Annotated in this window: 21 protein-coding genes; 4 read left to right on the top strand and 17 right to left on the bottom strand. The window is 61.7% G+C overall.

What is annotated here, in order from left to right; translation table 11 throughout:
* Positions 1-14: 14 nt before the first annotated feature.
* The 6 genes from ACZZ0Q_RS17975 to ppc all read right to left on the bottom strand — a co-directional run bounded on the left by ACZZ0Q_RS17975 (position 15) and on the right by ppc (position 6,550).
* Positions 15-845 (bottom strand): isocitrate lyase/PEP mutase family protein, encoded by an 831-nt coding sequence (locus tag ACZZ0Q_RS17975; protein ID WP_463541339.1) that lies wholly within the window; start codon positions 843-845, stop codon positions 15-17.
* Between the two features lie 58 nt (positions 846-903).
* The gene (locus ACZZ0Q_RS17980) at positions 904-1,761 is read right to left on the bottom strand and encodes a DUF72 domain-containing protein (RefSeq protein ID WP_463541338.1); all 858 of its coding nucleotides are present in this window, start codon (positions 1,759-1,761) and stop codon (positions 904-906) included.
* A 7-nt stretch (positions 1,762-1,768) separates the two neighbouring features.
* The gene (locus ACZZ0Q_RS17985) at positions 1,769-2,113 is read right to left on the bottom strand and encodes a hypothetical protein (protein ID WP_463541337.1); all 345 of its coding nucleotides are present in this window, start codon (positions 2,111-2,113) and stop codon (positions 1,769-1,771) included.
* Positions 2,114-2,288: 175 nt separating this feature from the next.
* Positions 2,289-2,969, bottom strand: a complete 681-nt coding sequence (gene tsaB, locus ACZZ0Q_RS17990) for a tRNA (adenosine(37)-N6)-threonylcarbamoyltransferase complex dimerization subunit type 1 TsaB (RefSeq protein WP_463541336.1) — start codon at positions 2,967-2,969, stop codon at positions 2,289-2,291.
* 95 nt (positions 2,970-3,064) lie between these two features.
* Complete coding sequence (adk, locus tag ACZZ0Q_RS17995; RefSeq protein ID WP_463381911.1) at positions 3,065-3,712, bottom strand: adenylate kinase; 648 nt, start codon at positions 3,710-3,712, stop codon at positions 3,065-3,067.
* 201 nt (positions 3,713-3,913) lie between these two features.
* Entirely contained in the window at positions 3,914-6,550 is a 2,637-nt protein-coding gene (gene ppc, locus ACZZ0Q_RS18000; RefSeq protein WP_463541335.1) for a phosphoenolpyruvate carboxylase, read from the bottom strand.
* A 222-nt stretch (positions 6,551-6,772) separates the two neighbouring features.
* Between ppc and ACZZ0Q_RS18005 the strand changes: the two genes are divergently transcribed.
* From ACZZ0Q_RS18005 to ACZZ0Q_RS18015, 3 genes are all read left to right on the top strand, one after another.
* A complete protein-coding gene (locus tag ACZZ0Q_RS18005) occupies positions 6,773-7,117 on the top strand; it encodes a pilin assembly protein (RefSeq protein WP_463541334.1) in 345 nt (114 codons plus the stop codon).
* Positions 7,118-7,411: 294 nt separating this feature from the next.
* The gene (locus tag ACZZ0Q_RS18010; protein ID WP_122492725.1) at positions 7,412-7,822 is read left to right on the top strand and encodes a DUF4398 domain-containing protein; all 411 of its coding nucleotides are present in this window, start codon (positions 7,412-7,414) and stop codon (positions 7,820-7,822) included.
* 53 nt (positions 7,823-7,875) lie between these two features.
* Complete coding sequence (locus tag ACZZ0Q_RS18015; protein WP_122492726.1) at positions 7,876-8,652, top strand: OmpA family protein; 777 nt, start codon at positions 7,876-7,878, stop codon at positions 8,650-8,652.
* 152 nt (positions 8,653-8,804) lie between these two features.
* Here ACZZ0Q_RS18015 and cadR read toward each other — a convergent pair whose 3' ends face one another.
* Positions 8,805-9,272, bottom strand: coding sequence for a Cd(II)/Pb(II)-responsive transcriptional regulator (cadR, locus tag ACZZ0Q_RS18020; protein WP_463541333.1), 468 nt, complete (start codon positions 9,270-9,272; stop codon positions 8,805-8,807).
* Positions 9,273-9,364: 92 nt separating this feature from the next.
* Between cadR and ACZZ0Q_RS18025 the strand changes: the two genes are divergently transcribed.
* A complete protein-coding gene (locus ACZZ0Q_RS18025) occupies positions 9,365-11,542 on the top strand; it encodes a heavy metal translocating P-type ATPase (RefSeq protein WP_463541332.1) in 2,178 nt (725 codons plus the stop codon).
* A gap of 127 nt (positions 11,543-11,669) precedes the next feature.
* Here ACZZ0Q_RS18025 and ACZZ0Q_RS18030 read toward each other — a convergent pair whose 3' ends face one another.
* From ACZZ0Q_RS18030 to ACZZ0Q_RS18075, 10 genes are all read right to left on the bottom strand, one after another.
* Positions 11,670-11,996 carry a hypothetical protein gene (locus ACZZ0Q_RS18030; protein ID WP_122451974.1) on the bottom strand — a complete coding sequence of 109 codons (327 nt, stop codon included), beginning with the start codon at positions 11,994-11,996 and terminating at the stop codon, positions 11,670-11,672.
* Positions 11,993-12,898: an alpha/beta hydrolase gene (locus tag ACZZ0Q_RS18035; RefSeq protein WP_463541331.1), complete on the bottom strand. Its 906-nt coding sequence runs from the start codon at positions 12,896-12,898 to the stop codon at positions 11,993-11,995. Before ACZZ0Q_RS18035 ends, ACZZ0Q_RS18030 begins: the two co-directional genes overlap by 4 nt.
* Positions 12,899-12,929: 31 nt before the next feature.
* Entirely contained in the window at positions 12,930-14,225 is a 1,296-nt protein-coding gene (locus tag ACZZ0Q_RS18040) for a flavohemoglobin expression-modulating QEGLA motif protein (protein ID WP_463541330.1), read from the bottom strand.
* 61 nt (positions 14,226-14,286) lie between these two features.
* The gene (locus tag ACZZ0Q_RS18045; RefSeq protein ID WP_463542298.1) at positions 14,287-14,838 is read right to left on the bottom strand and encodes a hypothetical protein; all 552 of its coding nucleotides are present in this window, start codon (positions 14,836-14,838) and stop codon (positions 14,287-14,289) included.
* A 124-nt stretch (positions 14,839-14,962) separates the two neighbouring features.
* A complete protein-coding gene (locus ACZZ0Q_RS18050; protein WP_463541329.1) occupies positions 14,963-15,694 on the bottom strand; it encodes a TetR/AcrR family transcriptional regulator in 732 nt (243 codons plus the stop codon).
* A gap of 133 nt (positions 15,695-15,827) precedes the next feature.
* Positions 15,828-17,342 (bottom strand): lysine--tRNA ligase, encoded by a 1,515-nt coding sequence (gene lysS / locus ACZZ0Q_RS18055; protein WP_463541328.1) that lies wholly within the window; start codon positions 17,340-17,342, stop codon positions 15,828-15,830.
* A 114-nt stretch (positions 17,343-17,456) separates the two neighbouring features.
* A protein-coding gene (gene prfB, locus ACZZ0Q_RS18060; RefSeq protein WP_122451979.1) for a peptide chain release factor 2 occupies positions 17,457-18,552 on the bottom strand; the annotation gives its coding sequence in 2 pieces (ribosomal slippage) (positions 17,457-18,479 and positions 18,481-18,552; 1,095 coding nt in all).
* A gap of 242 nt (positions 18,553-18,794) precedes the next feature.
* Positions 18,795-19,502, bottom strand: coding sequence for a tellurite resistance TerB family protein (locus ACZZ0Q_RS18065; protein ID WP_463541326.1), 708 nt, complete (start codon positions 19,500-19,502; stop codon positions 18,795-18,797).
* A 175-nt stretch (positions 19,503-19,677) separates the two neighbouring features.
* Positions 19,678-21,050 (bottom strand): IS3 family transposase gene (locus tag ACZZ0Q_RS18070; RefSeq protein ID WP_463539766.1). Its coding sequence is split into 2 segments (ribosomal slippage): positions 19,678-20,568 and positions 20,571-21,050, totalling 1,371 coding nucleotides; the frame shifts between segments, so codons are not numbered across the junction.
* A gap of 103 nt (positions 21,051-21,153) precedes the next feature.
* On the bottom strand, positions 21,154-22,107 hold the full coding sequence (locus ACZZ0Q_RS18075; RefSeq protein ID WP_463542297.1) for a diguanylate cyclase domain-containing protein: 954 nt from the start codon (positions 22,105-22,107) through the stop codon (positions 21,154-21,156).
* Between the last annotated feature and the right edge of the window lie 51 nt (positions 22,108-22,158).

Raw genomic sequence — 22,158 nt, forward strand, 5'->3', positions numbered from 1 at the left:
CAGCCCGCGCACCGTCAGCCCTTGAACAGATTGTTCAGCTGTTGAAACGGCATCGCCTGCTCGGCGAACGTGAAGCGGCCGTCTTGCTGGATGGCCTGGGCGGCGCGGAAGAATTCACCGTAGGCCGCGCGGGCCAAGGACGAGCCGACGCTGATGCGCTTCACACCCAAATCCTGAAGCTGCGCCACGGTGAGCGTCACGCCCGACAAGCCCATCAACACATTGACCGGCTTGGGCGCCAGGGCGCGCACCACCGTTTCAATTTCCTGCACCGAACGCAGGCCCGGCGCAAACAGCACGTCGGCACCCGCTTCGGCGAACGCTTGCAGACGGCGGATGGTGTCGGCCAGGTCGTCGCGGCCATTCAACAGATTCTCGGCCCGCGCCGTGAGGGTGAAGGGAAACGCCAGGCTGCGCGCGGCGGCGACGGCGGCCTGAACGCGCTCGACGGCCAGTTGGAAATCGTAGATCGGCGCCTCAGCGCGGCCGCTAGCGTCTTCGATGGAACCGCCGACCAAACCGACTTCGGCCGCACGCTTAATGCAAATGGCGCAGCCTTCGGGATCATCGGCGAAACCGTTTTCCAGATCGCCCGCCACGGGCAAAGCGGTGGCAGCGACGATGGACTGCGCGTTGGCGAGGTTTTCCTCCAGCGACAGCGCGCCTTCGGCATCTGGCCGCCCCAAGGAAAATGCCAGGCCAGCGCTGGTGGTGGCCAAGGCTTTGTAGCCGAGGCTGGCGAGCATTTTCGCCGAGCCGGCGTCCCACGGGTTGGGGATCACAAACGCGCCGTCGGCGGCATGGAGTTGCTGAAAGGCGTGGGCGCGTTCGAGTTGCGAGGGCATGGGGGTGCGTCCTGCGTTCTGTTGGGCTTGATGGGTGGGGCTGGCGTCTGCATCAACCTTAAAGCAGACCCAACTGCGCCGCCGCCGGTTCGACCTCTAATTCCGACAACGTCGGCAAACCGGGCAGCAACTGGCGCAACTGCTGGTGAAACCGTCGCGCCAGTTGCGCGGCCAATACGTTGTCGGGCGTGTGCAGAAAGACATAGGGCGTACGCCCCTCTTCAATCCAGCCGGCGACCTTGCTCAGCCACGGCTGCATAAAAGCGTCGTTGGCTGCCAGGGCGGGATGACCGATAAAACGAAGCTGCGGAAACGGCGTGAATGCCGCCGGCCGAGTGGGCAAGCGCGGCTTTTTCGCCTGCGCGTGGGCCACCGCGGGGTCGTTGGACGTGCAACTGAACAATGCCCGCGAATCCAGACACACGCGCTCGACGCCCTGACCGAGCAGCATCCGATTCAGCGCTCGCTCGTCTTCACCTTTGGCAAAGAACGCCGGATGGCGAACCTCCACCGCCAACGGCACAGCCAGCTCAGCGATAAACGCTTGCAACTCGGCCAGGCGCTGCGGGCCGAACTTGGCGGGCAACTGCAGCCAATACGGCGCCACGCGTGGACCCAACGGTTTTAACAGGCGGACAAAGGCGTGCGCGGCGTCGAACTGCGCGAACAGATCGCTGCTGTGACTGATGTCGCGGGGCAATTTGGCGCAGAAGCGAAAGTGTTCCGGCATCTGCTCGGCCCAGCGTTGCACGGTGGCTTCCGAGGGCTGGGCGTAGAAGGTGGTGTTGCCTTCAACGGTGTTGAAGACTTGAGCGTAGAGGCCGAGAAAGTCGGCGCTGCGGGCGGAATCAGGATACAGATCACCGCGCCAGGCAGGTTCACTCCAGGAAGGACAACCGAGGAAATAGGGAAGCATCAAGGCTTCAGGCGTACGTATCGAGGCCGAGAATTTCCGTGGCGTCGGATTCGTTCGAGTAGCTAGCGGTGCTGGCGTAGCTGGCCAGTGCCTGCTGAGCGCGGGCGCTTACGCCGCTGCGCTGGGTATACACGTCTTGCGAGCGGGCCGGCAGGCTGTCGCTGCTGGCGTTGCTGGCTTGCACCCGACGTTGCTGAGGCGTGCTTTCGATACCTTGCGTGGTCGACGGCGTAGCCGGCACCTCACGACGGGCCTCTTGTTCGCGCTGAATCTCGCGAAAAGGCGTGACCGCGCTTCCCGGACGAGGGGTGCGATCCAACGTGTAAGAGGAGGTAAAACCGTCGATGCGCATTACTGCTCGTACTTCTCTAGCAAAAGTATCGGAAATGGCTGACAGACAATGGCCAAACGCAACTACGGCCAATCTATGTGTCGGGTATGCAACCAGAGTCGATTTATAAGCGCAATCCGGGCTTACACAGCTAGTCGGAAATTACTTACAAGCGGGACGTTTTAGCGCCGGACGGTCAAGGCGCCGCTTTGGGCGTGGCCACGTTGTCACGCAGGTATACCGGCTGCGCCTGATCCGCCGGCAGCGCTTCGCCACGGGCCCAGGCGCTTTGTGCCAGGGTGAGCAAGTCCAGCGCGTGAGGCAGCATGGCCGGTTCCTGGCCAACGACAGCCACCGGAATGCGCGCCGCGAAAGTGCCCCAGCCGGTGCCTGCGCCGAACCACTCGCCGCTGGCGTCGCGCGGCAGGTTCGCTTGCTCGGGCGCGAGTACCGCTTCAACGCCGGCCAATCGCATTTCGCCCTGCTCGGCGCGGTAACAACCCCAATACACTTCGTCCATGCGCGCATCGATGGCGCTCGCCACTTGCTGCGCGCCGTGCTCGCGCAACGCGCGCTGGGCCAGAACGGCCAGGTTCGACACCGGCAGCACCGGGCGGTCCAGCGCAAATGCCAAGCCTTGAACCACGCCGATGGCAATACGCACGCCGGTAAACGCGCCAGGACCACGGCCGAAGGCAATCGCATCGACTGCCGACAGGCTGATGCCGCCTTCGGCCAGCAGGTCTTTGATCATCGGCAGCAGGCGCTGAGCGTGCAGGCGCGGAATCACTTCGTAGTGGCTCAGCACTTTGCCGTCATGCAGCAAGGCAACGGAGCAAGCTTCGGTTGCGGTATCCAGGGCCAGCAGAGTGCTCATTCGGGGTATCCAGGGCTTTGGTCGAAAAAAACGCTGCGCAGTATAAACGCCAACGGCCCGCAAGCGGGCCGTTGGTTTGAAGCGGGTCGGTTCGCTTAGCTCAGGGCCGCGAGAACCTTGGCGGTGATGTCTTCCACCGAGCCAACGCCTTCGATGTAGCTGTACTTGGGCGTGCCTTCAGCGGCGGACAGCTGCTGGTAGAAGTTCACCAGCGGCTTGGTTTGATCGTGGTAAACCCGCAGGCGGTTGCGCACGGTGGCTTCGGTGTCGTCAACGCGCTGCACCAGGTCTTCGCCGGTGACGTCGTCTTTGCCTTCCACTTTGGGCGGGCTGTAGATCAGGTGGTAAACGCGGCCGGAATCAGCGTGAACGCGGCGACCGGAAATGCGCTGAACGATTTCTTCGTCGTCTACCGAGATTTCCACTACGTGGTCCAACTTCACGCCGGCGTCTTTCAAGGCTTCGGCCTGAGGAATGGTGCGCGGGAAGCCGTCGAACAAGAAGCCGTTGGCGCAATCTGCTTGAGCGATGCGCTCTTTGATCAGGCCGATGATCAGGTCATCGGAAACCAGACCGCCGCTGTCCATCACGCCCTTCACCTGCAGACCCAGCTCGGTACCCGCTTTGACGGCTGCGCGCAGCATGTCGCCGGTCGAGATCTGTGGAATGTTGAATTTCTCGGTGATGAAGCGAGCCTGGGTACCTTTGCCGGCACCGGGCGCTCCCAACAGAATCACGCGCATCTCTGTGCTCCTCAAGATTGAATAGAACTCGTCGGATTCGCCTCGTTGGGCCAATCTCGGTATAGGTCCCGGCAGCACGGAGCGGCCAAAAGGTTGATCAAGATACACAGCGCACCGGCACCGCACAAGCCACCGAAAGTATGAGCAAACCGGGCCTTTCAAGGCATCTGGAATGCCCTTTCCAGGCCCGTCGCCAATGCCTTAACCGGTGTTGCGCAACCCCGCTGCAATACCTGCCACGCTGACCAGCAGCGCTTGCTCCAACGGGCTGTCTGCCTGGCGCTCGGACTGTCTAGAACGGGCAAGCAGCTCAGCCTGCAGAAGATGCAGCGGGTCGAGGTAAGTGTTCCTTACAGTGAAGGCCGACAACGTCTGAGGACTGTGCGCCAACAGCTGCGACTGACCAGTCAGGGTCAGCACACACGACCCCGCCTGCGACAATAGGTCGCGTAAATGCGCACCCAGCGGTCGCAGCTCGTCTGACACCAGACGTTCGTCGTACAAACCGGCAATGGCGGCGTCTGCTTTGGCCAGCACCATCTCCAGCATGTCGATGCGCGTGCGGAAGAACGGCCAGCGTTCGCGCATCTCGGCCAGCAACTCGCCCTCGCCCCGCTCCAACGCATTGCCCAGCGCCGCTTCCCAGCCCAGCCAGGCCGGCAGCATCAGGCGCGTTTGCGTCCAGGCGAATATCCACGGAATGGCGCGCAGGCTTTCCACCCCGCCTTCGCGCCGTTTCGCCGGCCGGCTGCCCAGCGGCAAACGGCCCAGCTCCTGCTCTGGCGTGGCTTGGCGGAAGTACTCAACGAATTGCGGGTGCTCGCGCACCACGGCGCGGTAACCCGCAACGCCGTCCTCGGCCAACTTGCTCATCAAGTCACGCCACGCGGGTTCCGGCACGGGTGGCGGTTGCACCGTGGCTTCCAGCACGGCGGCCAGGTACAGGTTGAGGTTTTGCTCGGCAATGTCGGGCAGACCGAACTTGAAGCGGATCATCTCGCCCTGCTCCGTGGTGCGGAACCGCCCCGCCACCGAACCCGGCGGCTGCGACAGAATCGCCGCGTGGGCGGGACCGCCACCGCGCCCAACCGTGCCACCACGACCGTGAAACAGCAGCAGCTCCACTTGATGCTCGCGGCACACGTTCACCAACGCTTCCTGCGCGCGGTACTGCGCCCAGGCGGCTGCGGTGGTGCCGGCGTCTTTGGCCGAGTCGGAATAGCCGATCATCACTTCCTGCGGGCCGTGCAAGCGTGATCGATAACCCGGCAGGCCAAGCAGGCGATCGATGGCCGGGCCGGCGTTTTCCAGATCGGCCAGGGTTTCAAACAGTGGCACCACGCGAATCGGGCGTTGCAACCCGGCTTCTTTTAATAGCAGTTGCACCGCCAGCACATCCGAAGGCGCACCGGCCATGGAAATGACATACGAACCGAGCGAAGCCTGCGGCGCCTGCGCGACTACTTTGCAGGTGGCGAGCACCTCGGCGGTGTCGGCCGAGGCTTGGTAATGGGCGGGCAACAAGGGCCGACGGTTATTGAGTTCACGCAGCAAAAAGGCCACGCGGGTTTCCTCGTCCCAGTCCTGATAGCGGCCCAGGCCGAGGAAATCGGTGATCTCACTCATCGCCGAGGCGTGGCGCGTTGAGTCCTGGCGCACGTCCAAACGCACCAGAAACAAGCCAAACGTGGCGGCGTTGCGCAGGCAATCGAGCAGCGGGCCGTTGGCGATCACGCCCATGCCGCATTCATGCAGCGAGTGGTAACAACGCTCCAGCGACTCCAGCAATTCGTTGTTGCTGTGCAGCACCGCTGCCGACGGCGCGAGGTCGCCATGCAGCGCCGCTTCGGCCCAGGCGCGCGTGGCTTTGAGGCGTTCACGCAGTTGTTTAAGCAGCGCGCGATACGGCTCCGGGCTGTCGCCCACCAGCTCGCGCACGGCGGCGTTGCACTGCTGCATCGACAGCTCGCCGGCCAGGTTATCCACATCGCGCAGGTACAAATCCGCCGCCATCCAGCGCGCCAGCAACAGCACTTCGCGGGTAATGGGCGCGGTGACATTAGGGTTGCCGTCACGGTCGCCGCCCATCCAGGAAGCGAAGCGAATCGGCGCCGCCGTCAGCGGCAAGCGCAGGCCGGTGGCGGCATACAGCGCGTCATCGGCGCCACGCAGGTACTTGGGCACCGCTTTCCACAGCGAATGCTCGATTACCGCGAAGCCCCACTTGGCTTCGTCGACCGGACTCGGCCGCGTACGGCGAATTTCTTCGGTGTGCCACGCCTCGGCGATCAGGCGGTGCAACCGCTGTTTGATCTGGTTGCGCTCGAGGGGCGAGAGGTCGCTGTGATCCTGCGCGGCCAGTTGCGCGGCGATGGCGTCGTACTTCTGGATCAGCGTGCGGCGCGACACTTCGGTCGGGTGCGCCGTCAGTACCAGCTCGATTTCCAGACGGCTCAGGTGGCGGGCCAGCACTTCGGCGCTGTTGCCGTCCTGCTTCAAGCGCTCCAGCAATTGCGGCAGCACCTCGGCTTCGAAGCGCGGCGGTTCTTCCGGCCCCAAGCGGCGGACTTGGTGATATTGCTCAGCAATGTTGGCCAGGTTGAGGAACTGGTTAAACGCCCGCGCCACGGGCAACAGCTCGTCTTCTTTCAAACTGTCGAGGGTGCTGGTCAGTTGCGCCGCGCCTTTCTCTGAGCCCTGGCGGGCCGCTTTCGCGCCTTTACGAATGCGCTCGATCTTGTCGACAAAGCCCTCGCCCCGCTGGGCGCCAATGGTTTCGCCAAGCAACTCTCCGAGCAGGTGGACGTCCTCACGCAACCGCGCGTCGATTTCAGCCATTCGCACTTCTCCGCTGCCAATTCATTGTTGTTGATGCACGCATGCGCTTGAGCTTAACCCGCGTTGGCCACTTCGCGAGCAGCGTCGTGAATGCGCCATCGTCTTGCAAGGGTGCGACGAACGGTGCCGCTCGAATGCGCAGCGGTCTAGTCTCAACCCTGTAAGCCCGGCGCCAACTGCTCGGCGCCGGGCGCTCACTTTCGTCATACACCTGAGGACGCTATGAAGATTCGCGAACTGGTTCGCCAATGGGAAAACGACGCCACCGGCCGCCTGACCCGCAGCCCCTACGAAGTACACCTCGACCTGGAAGCCGCCGCGCGCCTGGCCGCGCTGGCCGAGATGTATCCCAAACGCCACCCGCAAGAACTGCTGGGCGAGCTGATCGGCGCCGCGCTTGAAGAACTCGAAGCGGGCTTGCCGTATGTGAAAGGCACCCATGTGGTCGCCACGGACGAACAAGGCGACCCGCTGTATGAAGACGTCGGACTCACGCCGCGCTTTTTAGAACTGTCGAAAAAACACCTGCACCTGCTGAGCGAGCAACTCGACAGCACCAATCACTAAACACATTCGCCTGTACCAAACGCCCGCCGCAGCGATTTTCAGCGCCATGCCATTAAATTAATTGCATCGCTGCAAGCCCGCTGCGGCGGGCGTTTGCGCGTTTCGCTCGGACAAATAAGCGCCGCTTATCGTCAATTATGTTGAACATTTTTCGCCGCCCTCCAGTCGTAACGAGTAAGCCAGCGCATCAGCCACTAGCCGCAAACTAGTCGCCATCGTCGGCTAACTAGCGCTACTAAGCGTGCATCTGGAAGGCAAGTTGTCTTGAGTGAAGACATCTGTGGAGAAATACCAATGGAGCGGAATATCATGAAGACAAATCCTGCTGTCACCTCGAAATCTACTCTGCTGGCGGCCCTCGCTCTGGGCGGCAGCCTGCTGTTGACCGGCTGTGCCGGCAACCCACCGACCGAGCAGTTCGCCGTCACCAATACCGTGGTGAAAAGTGCGGCCGCAGCCGGCGGCGCCGAGTACGCACCGGTTCAAATGAAAGCCGCACAAGACAAGCTCACCCAAGCTGAGCAACTGCTGCGCGAAGACGAATACGAGCAAGCCCGCGTACTGGCTGAGCAAGCCGAGTGGGACGCCCGCGTAGCCGAACGCACTGCCCTGGCGACCAAAGCGCAGAAAATGCTGCAGGACTCGCAACAAGGCGTTCAGCAAATCCGTGAAGAAGGCGCCCGTACGCCGATCATCGTGCAGTAACGGCTCAGCCTCTCGCATAGATCGCGCCCTCGCTTAGATAAGGACAATCCCCTATGAACAAGTTGATTTCTGTTTCTGCCCTGTCGGTTCTGAGCCTGGCATTGGTGGCCTGCGCCTCCAAGCCCAACCCGAACCTGGACCAAGCGCACAGCAACTACTCGGCCCTGACCGCCCAGCCGCAAGCGCAAACCCTCGCCGCGCTGGAAACTAAAGAAGCCGCCGACATGCTGGCCCGCGCCGACATCGCCTACGCCGATGGCAAGCCGCAAGCTCAGGTCGATCAGCTCGCTTACATCAGCAACCAGCGTGTAGAAGTCGCGCGCCAAACCCTGCTGCAAAAGCAAGCCGAGCAACAACTGGCCAACGCCCCGGCCCAGCGCACTCAGGCACAGCTGGATGCGCGTAACAAACAAGTCGACACCCTGCTGCAACAGCTGCAATCCAAGCAGACCCCTCGCGGCACCGTGGTCACCCTGGGCGACGTACTGTTCCAGATCGACCGCGCCGAGCTGACCCCGAACGGTCTGCGCAACGTGCAGCAACTGGGCACTTATTTGCAGCAGAACCCCAACAGCCAGGTTGTAGTGGAAGGTTTCACTGACAACACCGGCACCACCGACCACAACCTGCGCCTGTCGCAAGCGCGTGCCGACTCGGTGCGCAGCGCACTGGTGGCCATGGGCGTGTCGCCGACTCGCATTACCACCCACGGCTTCGGCAAGGATTACCCGGTAGCCAGCAACGCCACCCCGGATTCGCGCACGCTGAACCGTCGCGTTGAAGTGACCATTGCCGATGGCAATGCTCCGGTGGCGCCGCGGGTTTTGTAAGGTAGCTCGCGATATGAAAACGCCCGCAGATGCGGGCGTTTTTTTTGCAGATCAAAGAGCATCGCGGCTGAAGCCGCTCCCACAGATTTCACCGTCCTGTGGGAGCGACAGGGCGGCATTCCGATTAGCCGCGATGCTCTTGGGCAAACCGCTCAATGCCGCTTGTGCACCCCCGGCACATGCAGATGCCCCGCCTCAATACACGCCTCGCTCGCCACCGCAGGCGGCGCCGGCTGTTCCAGCTCACGCAGAATGCCGCACGCCTCGCTATTGCCCGCCACCTGACAATGCGCGCGCAAATCCCGTAGCTGGTCCTGCAAAGCGCGCAGTTCGTTAATCCGTACTTCAACGTGGTGAATGTGTTCGTCGATCAAGCGATTGGCCGCCGCGCAATCCGCTTCGGGCGCGTCGCGCAACGCCAGCAGTTCACGGATTTCCTGCTGGGTCATGTCCAGCGAGCGGCAGTGACGAATAAATGCCAGGCGCTCGACGTGCACTTGCGTGTACTGCCGGTAGTTGCCTTCCGAGCGCGCCGGTTCAGGCAGCAGGCCTTCGCGTTCGTAGTAGCGGATGGTCTCCACGGGGCAGTCGGTCAGTCGTGCCAGTTCGCCAATTTTCATCGTGTGCCTTCTCGCCTGTTGACTCTGTAGTAGCTACAGGGTGTGCAATCGCTTCCATAGCGTCAACTCGAGACGCGCCAACGGAGCGGACCATGAGCCACGATCACCACCACTGTTGCGACCATCATCACGAGCCGGCGCCGACGCCGGCCGTGCCGGTCAGCGGCGCGACCGGTGAATTGCGCTGGAGCAGCCTGCGCATCGACGCGATGGATTGCCCCACCGAAGAACGCCTGCTTCGCGATGCGCTGGGCAAAGTTAAAGAAGTAGAGGCGCTGGAATTCAATCTGATGCAGCGCGTGCTGCGCGTGCAGCACCGCTTTGCCGAGTTGCAACCGCTGCAGCAAATCATCGCCAGCCTCGGCATGACCGGCGAGCCGGTGGACAGCGCCACGCCTGCACCCGCTGCCGCACAGAAACCCTGGTGGCCCCTGGCGGCAGCCGGCGTGGCGGCGTTGGTGTCGGAGGTGCTGGAGTGGACCGGCGCCGGCCCCAGCTGGCTAATCGCCGCCTTCGCCCTGGCCGCCATTGCCGGCGCTGGGTTGCCGACCTACCGCAAGGGCCTGATCGCCCTGAAAAACCGCAACCTCAATATCAACGCCCTGATGAGCATCGCTGTCACCGGCGCGTTGCTGATCGGCCAGTGGCCAGAAGCGGCGATGGTCAGCGTGTTGTTTGCCATTGCCGAGCTGATCGAGGCCAAGTCGCTCGACCGCGCGCGCCGCGCGATCCGTGGGCTGCTCGACTTAACCCCAGCGCAGGCCACCGTGAAGGTCGACGGCCAATGGCGAGAGGTGCCAGTCGCTGAGGTCGAGCTGGGCAGCCAGGTGCGCGTGCGCCCAGGCGAACGCATTGCCTTGGACGGTGAGGTGCTGGCCGGACGTTCCAGCGTCAACCAGGCGCCGATCACCGGTGAAAGCATGCCCGTGGAGAAAGCACCGGACGACGTACTGTTCGCCGGCAGCATTAACGGTGAAGGCGAGCTGGAATACCGCACCACCCGCGCCGCCGACGACAGCACCCTGGCGCGCATCATTCACGCCGTTGAGGAAGCGCAAAGCTCGAAGGCGCCGACGCAGCGCTTCGTCGATCGTTTCTCGCGCATCTACACGCCCACCGTGTTCGCCATTGCCCTGCTCACCGCCGTGGTGCCGCCGCTGGTGCTGGGCGGCGGCTGGCTCGACTGGATCTACAAAGCGCTGGTGCTGCTGGTAATCGCCTGCCCCTGTGCGCTGGTGATTTCCACGCCGGTGACGCTGGTCAGCGGTCTGGCCGCAGCGGCGCGCTCGGGCATTCTGGTCAAGGGCGGCGTATTCCTGGAAATGGGCCGGCAACTGGCCTGGGTGGCGCTGGATAAAACCGGCACGCTGACCCACGGTCGTCCGCAGCAAACCGATGTGGTGCTGTTGGGCGATCAACCTCACGCCCGGGCGATTGCCGCCAGCCTGGCCGCGCGGTCGGACCACCCGGTGTCGCAAGCAGTGGCTCGCGCGGCTGAGGCTGAGCAGGTTGAATTGCTCGCGGTTCAGGACGTGGTCGCCCTGCCCGGTCGCGGCGTGAAAGCAACGGTCGAGGGCACGCTGTATCACCTGGGCAACCACCGTTTGGTGGAAGAGCTGGGCCTGTGCTCAACCGAACTGGAAGCCCAGCTCGACACCCTGGAGCGCCAAGGCAAAACCGCCATTGTGCTGCTCGACAGCAACGGTCCGCTGGCGCTGTTTGCGGTGGCCGATGCGGTGCGCGAAACCAGTCGCGAAGCCGTTAGCGAGTTGCACAAGCTGGGCGTTAAAACCCTGATGCTCACCGGCGACAACCCCCATACGGCTGCTGCCATTGCCGCGCAAGTGGGTATCGATGAGGCGCAAGGCAACCTGTTGCCGGAAGAGAAATTGGCGCATATCCGCCAACGCCAAGAGAGCGGTCAGCGCGTGGGCATGGTCGGCGACGGCATCAACGACGCACCGGCCCTGGCCCGCGCCGACATCGGCTTCGCCATGGGCGCAGCGGGCACCGACACCGCCATCGAAACCGCTGGCGTGGCGCTGATGGACGACGACTTGCGCAAGCTGCCCGTGTTCATCCGCCTGTCACGCCGCACCCATGCGGTGCTAATGCAGAACATTGGGTTGGCGTTGGGGATAAAGGTGGTGTTTCTCGGCCTGACGTTGGCGGGGATGGGCAGTCTGTGGATGGCGGTGTTTGCGGATATGGGCGCGAGTTTGCTGGTGGTGTTTAACGGGTTGCGGTTGTTGCGTGCGGGAACGGTGTGAGGGCTGGCCCTCTCCCCTAGCCCCTCTCCCGCAAGCGGGCGAGGGGAACTAATCGCGGTTTGCATAGAGGCTTTGGCCCCCTCTCCCGCTTGCGGGAGAGGGTTGGGGAGAGGGGCTTTTAATGCCTTTACTCAACCTTCTGCGGCGTCTCCTGCCCAATACACCGCACGGCCTTCTTACGGTTATCCACCAACACGCCAGTCAAACCCTTCTGTTCGGTATCAAATAACACCACCACCCCATCCACGCACTGCGCCACCTGCGCCGCCGGTTCCAGGGAGACTTTGTAGTCCTCGCCCGGCACAGTCTTGAGCATGGTGAATTCCGACAGGAGCAGGGCGTCTTCGGGTTTGGCAATGTGCAGGTAGCCGTAGTACCAGAGCGCGGCAACGGTGCCGATGATGCTGCACACGCCGGTGATGATCAGGGGAATTGCATCGCGTTGTTCGCTCATTGCACTGTCTCTGCTTTTGAATCGGAAGTCGGGGTGTTAGGCACTTCAGCCAGGCGCCGCAGGCCGGTAAAACCGGTGGGGTCGCTCAGGAACATGAGCATCACTTGGCGCCACACGGGGTCGGCGAAGGTTTGCACATGGCCGCCGCGAGTGGGCTGGAACACCCGTGGCGGGCGCGCAGCTTGATACAAGCTCACGCCATTGGAAAGGGGCACGACCGTATCGTCGATGCTCTGGTAGATCAACAGGGGCAGCTGCGGCAAATTGCCAATGGCGGCGAGCGCGCTGTCGCCGTCGGGCACCAGCCACGACAGCGGCACCTGCAGCGGCCAGGTCAGCCACGAGTTACTCAGGGTCAGTTGAGCAATGTCGCGGTAGCTGGCTGGCACGCCATCCAGCACCAGGGCGCTCAGGCGTTTGGCCTGCTCCGGGTGTTCGCTGAGGTAGTGCACCGCCAGGGCGCCGCCGAGGCTTTGCCCGAGTACGTACAGCGGCTGGCGTTGGGTTTCGGGGGCGGCGTTCAGCCAGGCGAAGGCGGCGTCGACGTCTTGGTAAACGCTGGGAAGATCCGGCTTGCCTTCGGAGTTGCCGTAGCCCCGGTAATCGAGCAGCAGCACGTTGTAGCCCTGCTCCGGCAACCAGTAGCTGCCGCCCAAATGAGTGGCCACGTTGCCGCCATTGCCGTGCAGGTGCAGCACCGTGCCTTTAAGCGCCACGCCCGGCTTCACCGGCAGCCACCAGGCATGCAGGCGCGTGCCGTCTGCGGCGGTGAGGGTGAGGTCGCGGTAGTCGAGCTTGGCCACCGCAGGGGTAAACGGCAGACCTTTTTGCGGAAAGAACAGCAGGTTGCTGCATCCGCACAGGCTGGTCAGCAACAGGCCGAGCACCAGTAATCGCCGCATCAATCGCCTCCCCGTAGTTGCACTGAACGGCCTAAAGAATATTGGCGTAGTCGGCCTCGATGCGGTCCAGGCTCAGGTGGTTGAGAAAGTTGGAGAAACACATCCAGGCCGACAACGCATTGAGGTCGCGAAATTGCGGAGGCAGGTATTTGGGCGGCACCACCAGGCCTTCGTCGACCAACTGGCGCAAGGTGCGCATGTCTTCCAGCGTGGCCTTGCCGCAGAACAGCAGCGGAATGGCTTCGAGCTTGCCTTTGCGCACGGCCAGCTGGATGTAGTTGTAGATCAGGATAAAACCCTTGAGGTACGACAAATCTTTGGTGAACGGCAGCCCGTCCGGCGTCGAGCCCCGGAAGCTGCGGCTGGCGTTGGCGTAGCTCTGCTCCATGTCGAAGCCTTGGGCGCGGAAGAAATCGAACACCTGGAGAAAGTCAGCGCCCTCCTCGGCCATGTGGATGGCGCGCGTGCGGTTGGTCAGCTTGCGCAAGCGGCTCGGGTACGAGGCGAACGCGATCACTTCCATGAGAATGGCCAGGCCTTCCTGGGTCACCGTCGAGGAAGGCGGGCCTTTGGCGAGGAAGGTGCAGATCGGCTGGTTCAAGCCGTTCAGCGTGGTGCCCACATGCACCAGCCCTTCGTGCACTTCCAGGGCGCGCACGTCGCGTTCGTTGAACATGGCGTCGGCGCGGATCTTGATGTAATCGGCACCGGCAGCGGCATCCGCCAGAATGCCGTCCGACTCGAAGACACGAATGGTGCTCTGCTCTTCACCAAACACAGTGTTCAACCGGCCTTGCAGCAACTGCACGGCGTCTTTGGCGGTGAGGGTTTTCGGCTCGTCTTTGAGGTCGCCGCGGTCGTCGATTTTGTTCAGGTAATCGGAAAACATCAGGCCGAGGTCGGCCAGGGTCGGGTCGCCGGCGTGAAAGGCGTCGGAGGCGGAGCCGTAGAGTTCTTGCGAGATCAGGCCGAAATCCGGGGTGCCGCGCGCTTCGAGCATGCGGATCACCATGCGGTATTCCTTGCACATGCGCCGCATGATCTGGCCCACCGGGTTGAACTGGCCAAGCTGGCGGGTGATGTCGCGCTCGATGTTCTGGAATTCCAGCTTCTTGGCGCCCGAATCAAAACCCAGCGGGCGGCCGGCGTAGTAGTCGCGGCCTACCTGCGGCATTTCCTTGCCTTTGCCCTTGAGGAAGGACTGGCGCACATTGTCGTCCCACTTGACGGCGTCCAGCACGCGGATCGGCGTTTGCGCTTCTACCAGCCGGTCAGAGAGCGCGCGAATGACCAATTGGTAGTTATCGAGTGGGGTTTGGCTGTTCATCGGTCCCTCGCCTCAGAATCAAGAGCATCGCGGCTGAAGCCGCTCCTACAAAAGCAGCGTATTACTCGCCGGTGCGTTGGTAGCGCGCCACTTCGACGAACACGTCCGAGTTGGCCTGATCGTCGAGGTACGCAAAGACTTTTTCCAGCGGGCTGGTGATCAGCACGCCGTCGCCTTCCGGGGTTTCTATCACATCGCCCTGCAATCCACCGACTTGCAGCTCTTGACTGACCCGGTCGATGTCGAGGTTATAGAGCAGCAGCTCGTTGTCTTTGGTCAGCTCAAAGCCGCCAATGGCGAAGTTGGCGCCCAAGGTTTTCGGCAAGCCCGCCGACAAGTACCAGCGACTGCCGTGGTGCGACACGGTGAAGCTGTATTCCTCGACGCTCTTGGCGTTGTCGGGGCTGTTGATATAGGTGCGGGCTTTGTAGACGTTCGAGCCGGAGCGGCTGATGTCCAGGTAGAGGGTGTCGCCGAACTCGTTTTTGCGTGTCCACTCGCCCAACAGCGGCATGGGCGCCGGCTCGTTCGCGGGAATGGGATCTTTAAACGTCACCAGGCAGCCGCTGAGCAACAGGAACGACGCTGCAATCAGCACACGCCAGACGTTTATCGATTTTTCCATCCGCAGCCCACTCCTTCTTTCAATTGCCATTACCACTGCCACTCCCTGATCACAAAACGGCGCACCCTACTGCAGAAATGTGACAAGTGATGCGGACCCGGATTCAGCAGGTCTACAAACCGAGGACCAAATAAATGTAGCGTTTGAGCAGCGCCAGCATCTCGGCGTTGTTCATGTTTGCCGCGCCATCGATCAAACCCTGGTATTCCATGCGCTCGACGATGCCGGTAAGCACCTTGGCGTCTTCGGTTGGGTGCTGCGAACCGAGCACTTCAAAAAAGTGCGTCACGCCCTGCTGCAGAATTTGCCGGTGCGAGCGCACCAGGTCGTGCAAGCGCGGGTTGAGCAAGGCTTCCTGCTGAAACGCGCGCTCGGCCAGCAGATGCGCGGGGCGGTCCATTACCTGGCGGTGCACGTAGTCCACGGCCATGGCGGCGATGTAGTCCGCCAATTCACGGCGCGACTCGGGGCCGCCGTGCAACTTCTCCACGCGCGTGCGCAACAGCCCTTCGGCCCCTTCCCAAAACGCAGCCATGTCGGCAGCGCTGCGTTCTACGAACAAGGCGAAGGTGTCGGTGATGAGATCGTTGATGTCTTTGAAGTAGTAGGTGGTGGCAGACAACGGTACGTCGGCCTCGGCGGCCACGGCGCGGTGCCGGACTGCCCGTACGCCTTCGCGCACGATGATGCGCATGGCGGCATCGAGAATGGCTTGACGGCGTTGTTCACTGCCCTGGCGGCTGGCCTTGCGGCCTTGGTATTGCACGCTTTCGGCAACGGCGCTGGCGACGTCGGCGGCACTGTCTCGGGAAGGTTGGGTCACGACTGGGCTTACCTCTCGCATTGGTGAAATGCTCGCAATGGTGAAACTCTCGCCTTGGAGCACGCCTAGGCAGAATAAATCCCTTCCCCACTAAACCTTTCTAGCCGCTACCGCAGCAGGCCGAACGCACGGGCGTGCGCTCGGCCTGCATTGCTTACGCCTGAGGGCGCATGTGGGGGAACAGGATCACGTCGCGAATAGACGGCGCATCCGTCAACAACATCACCAAACGGTCGATACCAATGCCCTCGCCCGCTGTCGGCGGCATGCCGTATTCCAGCGCGCGCACGAAATCGGCGTCGTAATGCATGGCTTCGTCGTCGCCGGCGTCCTTGTCGGCCACTTGCGCCTGGAAGCGCTCGGCCTGGTCTTCGGCGTCGTTCAACTCCGAATAGGCGTTGGCGATTTCGCGGCCACCAATAAACAGCTCGAAGCGGTCGGTCACGCTAGGGTCCTGGTCATTGCGACGGGCCAGCGGCGACACTTCGAACGGGTACTGGGTAATGAAGTGCGGTTGTTCGAGTTTGTGCTCGACCAGCTCTTCAAAAATCATCACCTGCAATTTGCCCAGACCTTCGAAGCCCAGCACCTTGGCGCCGGCCTTCTTGGCGATTTCACGCGCTTTGTCGATGTCGGTGAGATCGGCAGCAGTGAGTTCCGGGTTGTACTTGAGGATCGAGTCGAACACCGACAAACGCACAAACGGCTCGCCGAAGTGGAACACCTTGCCCTGGTACGGCACGTCGGTGCTGCCCAGTACCAGCTGCGCCAGTTCGCGGAACAGCTCCTCGGTAAGGTCCATGTTGTCTTCGTAGTCGGCGTAGGCCTGGTAGAACTCGAGCATGGTGAACTCGGGGTTGTGCCGGGTCGAAACGCCTTCGTTCCGGAAGTTGCGGTTGATCTCGAACACGCGCTCAAAGCCGCCCACTACCAGACGCTTGAGGTACAGCTCCGGCGCAATGCGCAGGTACATGCCCATGTCCAATGCGTTGTGATGGGTTTCAAACGGCTTGGCCGCGGCGCCGCCCGGAATGGTCTGCAGCATCGGCGTTTCCACTTCGAGGAAGTCGCGCTTCATCAAAAAGCTGCGGATGTGAGCGATGACTTGCGAACGAACGCGGAAGGTCTGGCGCGTTTCTTCGTTAACGATCAGGTCAACGTAGCGCTGGCGATAGCGGGTTTCGGTGTCGGTCAGGCCGTGGTGTTTGTCCGGCAGCGGGCGCAGCGACTTGGTCAGCAGGCGCACGTGGGTCATTTCCACGTAGAGGTCACCTTTGCCGGAACGGGCCAGGGTGCCTTCGGCGGCGATGATGTCGCCAAGGTCCCAGGTTTTCACCTCGGCCAGGGTTTCTTCCGACAGGGTTTTACGGTTCACGTACACCTGAATGCGGCCGGTCATGTCCTGGATAACCATGAACGCGCCACGGTTGAGCATGATGCGACCGGCAACCTTCACCGGAATAGCCGCTGCTTCCAGTTCTTCCTTGGTCTTGTCGGCGTACTGCTTTTGCAGGTCGTTGCAGTAGTTGTCGCGACGGAAGTCGTTGGGGAAGGCCTGACCCTTGCTGCGCGCGGCGGCGAGCTTTTCTTTGCGCAGGGCAATCAGGGAGTTTTCTTCCTGTTGCAGCGCTTGCAGGTCGGGTTGCGGTTCGGCTTTGTGGTCGCTCATGTTTTTTCGGTATCCAATACAGGGTGCGGTACGCGTAGGTGTGGGGCGCTTGAGCAGCTATGTGCGGTTTGGCCAGCGCTCCCACACTGCGTCCGATTCAGTTACTCGGCGGTTTTAAAGCCCTTGTTTGAGGCTTGCGATCAGGTACTCGTCCAGATCGCCGTCCAGCACTTTGTCACAGTCGCTGCGTTCGATGCTGGTGCGCAGGTCTTTGATGCGCGAGGCGTCGAGCACATAAGAGCGAATCTGGTGACCCCAGCCGATATCCGACTTGGTGTCTTCCAGCGCCTGGGACGCCGCGTTGCGCTTCTGCACTTCCTGCTCATACAAACGAGCGCGGAGCATCTTCATCGCGGTGTCTTTGTTGGCGTGTTGCGAGCGCTCGTTCTGGCAACTGACCACGGTGTTGGTCGGCACGTGGGTAATACGCACGGCCGAGTCGGTGGTGTTTACGTGCTGACCACCGGCACCGGATGAACGATAGGTGTCAATTCGCAGGTCTGCCGGGTTGATCTCGATTTCGATGTTGTCGTCAATTTCTGGCGACACAAACACCGCCGAAAACGAGGTATGGCGACGGTTACCGGAGTCGAATGGGCTTTTTCGTACGAGACGGTGGACGCCAATCTCGGTGCGCAACCAACCAAACGCGTATTCGCCTTTGATGTGCACGGTGGCGCCTTTGATGCCCGCCACTTCACCGGCCGACAATTCCATGATGGTGGCGTCGAAGCCGCGCTTGTCGGCCCAGCGCAGGTACATGCGCAGCAAAATGTTGGCCCAGTCTTGGGCTTCGGTGCCGCCGGAACCGGCCTGGATATCGAGGTAGGCGTTGTTGGCGTCCATTTCACCGCTGAACATGCGGCGGAATTCGAGCTTCTCCAGCGCTTCGCGCAGACGCTCGACCTCGGCGGCCACGTCGTCGACGGCACCTTGGTCTTCTTCCTCTGCCGCCATTTGTAGCAGGTCGCGGGCGTCGCTGAGGCCGCTGCTCATTTCGTCGAGGGTTTCGACGATTTGCGCTAACTGAGCGCGTTCACGGCCCAGGTTCTGCGCATATTCAGGGTTGTTCCACACGGCCGGGTCTTCCAGCTCGCGGTTGACTTCCGTCAGACGATCACTCTTGTGATCGTAGTCAAAGATACCCCCGAATCGTTTCGGAACGTTCGGAGAGGTCCTTGATGCTGTTAAGGATCGGGTTGATTTCCATGGTGGGCAGCACTCGCAGGCGTTACTTTCGAAAAGCCGGCGAGTATACCCGAGTAGATATGCGGGTTGCAGCGGGAAATCGGGGGGATTGGGCGAAGATCGCGGTTCGCCGCCGCCCTCTCCCCTCGCCCCTCTCCCGCGAGCGGGAGAGGGGAATTCAATCGCGCCACGGCCGCCAGCCCCTACTCGGTCCGCCCCCTCGCCCGCTTGCGGGAGAGGGCTGGGGAGAGGGGCTCTTGGCTGTCAAACCGCCTGACGCACCTGACTCTCCAACTCCAGCTTCAACGACGGCTCAAGCTTCAACTGCTTGGCCAACTCGTCGAGGTAGGCGCGCTCCATAAAGTGCTCTTCATCGACCATCAACACGCTCGCCACATACATTTCCGCCGCCATTTCCGGCGTAGTGGCGACGCGGGCGACGTCGGCTGGGTCGAGCGGTTTGTTCAGTTCGCGGTCGAGCCAGGTTTTCAGCTCGGGGTCGTTGGTCAGCTTGACGAATTCGCCTTCAATCAACTGCCGCTCGCGGCCATCAACATGGCCATCGGCTTTGGCTGCCGCCACCAGTGCTTTGAGAATGGCCTGGCTGTGCAGCTCGGCTTGGGGCTCGGGCAGACGGTCGAGGGTTTGTGGTTCGGTAACGGCACCGTTGGCCTGGTTGGCCTGCCAGTTGCCGTAGGCCTTGTAGGCGATCACGCCCAGCGCGGCGAGGCCGCCGTAGGTCAGGGCTTTGCCGCCCAGCTTGCGCGCGCTCTTGTTGCCCAGCAGCAGGCCCATGGCCCCGGCTGCCAGCGCGCCGCCACCGGCACCGCCGAGCAAACTGCCGAGATTGGTACTGTCCAGCAGCCCGCCCGCTTTACCGCCACCGTTGCCGGGCTTGGCACCGCCGGTTTTGCTTTGCAGCAGATCCTGGCCGGACTTGAGCAACTGATCGAGTAAGCCACGGGTGTTCATAACGCCTCCAGTCATTGAATAAACCGACCGGCAGACTAGAACCAAACGCGGGAAAAGCCCTACACGAGAGTGTTTGCGGATGTTGCTTTTGCTGGAGCCGAGATTTCCAGGAATCGAGGCTGAAGCCTCTCCCACAGGAATTTGAAGTGCGCCCCAAAAGTTGGACACGTACTGGTTAAGCCATGACGGCCTTTGCTCTGTAAGCAACAGGGCTGAGGCCGCCTAGCTTCATCTTGATCCGATCATGGTTGTAGTAACGGATGTATTCGTCCAGCCCGGCTTGCAGCTGAGCGACGTTATCGAAACGCTCGCGGTAGAAGTACTCCGACTTAAGCGTGCCAAAAAAGCTCTCCATTGTGGCGTTGTCCAGGCAGTTGCCTTTGCGTGACATGCTTTGCTTCAGGCCTGCTTTTTCCAAGCGCTCCCGGTAGTCAGGATATTGGTAGTGCCAGCCCTGATCTGAGTGCAGCAGCGGTTTTGCCGTCTCGGGCAGACCTTCAAGCGCTTGCTCCAGCATGCGGCCTACCAAGGCGTAACGTGGTCGGGTGTCGGTTTGATAGGCAACGATTTCGCCGTTGAACAGGTCCAGCACCGGGGACAGGTAAAGCTTTTCGCCGGCCACTTTGAACTCGGTTACGTCCGTGACCCACTTCTGGTTTGGCTGGTCCGCTTCAAACTGACGGGCCAAAACATTAGGCGAAGCCTTGCCGACCAAGCCCCGATACGAGCGGTACTTTTTCGGTCGCACCGTGCATTTGAGATTTAGATCGCCCATGAGGCGCCGCACCGTTTTGCTGTTAACCATCTGGCCAGCATTACGCAGCGCAGCGGTCATTCGGCGATAGCCATAGCGCCCCATATGCTCCTCCTGAACGCTCTGGATAGAGGCTTTCAGAGGCGCGAACCGATCTCCGGTGTTCATCAGATTGAGCTGGTAGTAATACGTGCTGCGCGCCAACTGCGCGACTTCAAGCAGTTCTTCGAGCGAGAAATGATCACGCAGCTCGGTGATCAACTTCGTTTTTTCTTTGCTGCTTTCTCCTGCCTTTTCTTCTCCTCCCTGTGCTCCTTGAGCTTTTTTAGCCAGGCGTTCTCCACTTGGAGCTTGCGTAGCTTGAGCAGCAACTCAGCATGCGAAAGATCTTCATCGCTTGTGGTTTCAGGTGCAGAGGGCTTGGCGGGAGGTAGTGTCATAACGGCGGGCGGTCCTTTCCTGGCTGACTCCAGGGCTTCAAAGCCGCCACTGTAATACTGCTGCTGCCATATGCCCACTTGGGTTGAATTACCCAAATTGAAAGCCGCGGCCACGCAACGAAAAGAAAGATTTTCACGCCACATCTGCTGAAGAACAGCGAGCTTGAACTCTGCGCTATAGCTGACTGGCCGGGCCCGCAGGCTGGCATCGCCATGCAACCGGTAGGCTTCTACCCAACGCCGAAGCAGGGTGGGATCTAGCTGGAATTGCTCAGCAATAAAGCGAAAGCCTCGGCCTCGCTCAAGAAAGGCGGTGATAACAGACAGCTTGAACTGCGTTGTGTACTTGCTCATGGAAGAAGCCCCAAAGGTTGGATGGGTGTCCAACTTTTGGGGCGCACTTCAATTCTCGTTCCACTGTGGGAGAGGCTTCAGCCTCGATTGGCCCTCAAGACGATCACAACATCCCCACCTGATTACGCCCCGCATTCTTGGCCTGGTACAGCGCCCGATCCGCGCTTTGTATCAGCAGCCGGTGCTCTTCGCCCTGCTGCGGCAGCATGGTGGCCAGGCCGATGCTCACGGTCAGCACCGAGCCGTCTTTGGGCGAGGTATGGGCGATGTTCAGCCCTTCCACCGCGCGGCGAATTTTCTCGGCGACCAAGCGCGCGCCACCTGACGATGTACTCGGCAGCACCATGGCAAACTCTTCGCCGCCGTAACGGGCCGGCAGGTCGGAGGGCCTGCTGCAGCCGCCGCGAATGGCGTCGGCGACTTGGTGCAGCGCTTCGTCGCCTTTGAGGTGACCGAAGCCGTCGTTGAAGGCTTTGAAGTAGTCGACGTCGATCATCAGCAGCGACAGTTGGCTCTGTTCGCGCATGGCGCGGCGCCATTCCATTTCCAGGTATTCGTCGAAGTGGCGACGGTTCGACAGGCCGGTCAGGCCGTCGGAGTTCATCAGCCGTTGCAGCACCAGGTTGGTTTCCATCAGTTGCTGCTGGCTTTCGCGCAGGGCGCGGTGGGCGTCGTCGCGTTGCAGTTGCATTTGGTAGGAGCGCGAGTGGTAGCGGATGCGGGCGATCAGCTCGATGGAGTCGGGCAGCTTCACCAGGTAATCGTTGGCGCCCGCGCCAAAGGCCGAGCTTTTCACCAGGCCGTCGTCTTTAGTCGACAACACGATAATCGGGATGTCGGCCGTTACCGGGTTGGCGCGGTAGGCGCGCACCAGCGACAGGCCATCCACGCCTGGCATGACCAGATCCTGGATGATGACGGTGGGTTTTATCTGAATGGCCTGCGCCACGGCCTGGTGAGGGTCCGAGCAGAAGTGAAAGCCGATGTTCGGCTCGTTCGCCAGGGCACGGCGGATGGCCTCGCCGATCATGGCTTGGTCATCTACCAGCAACACCATTACGGCGTTTTCGTCGTTAATCACTTCGGTACTACCCTCGATCAATCATTG

Source organism: Pseudomonas sp. AC070, assembly GCF_979258635.1.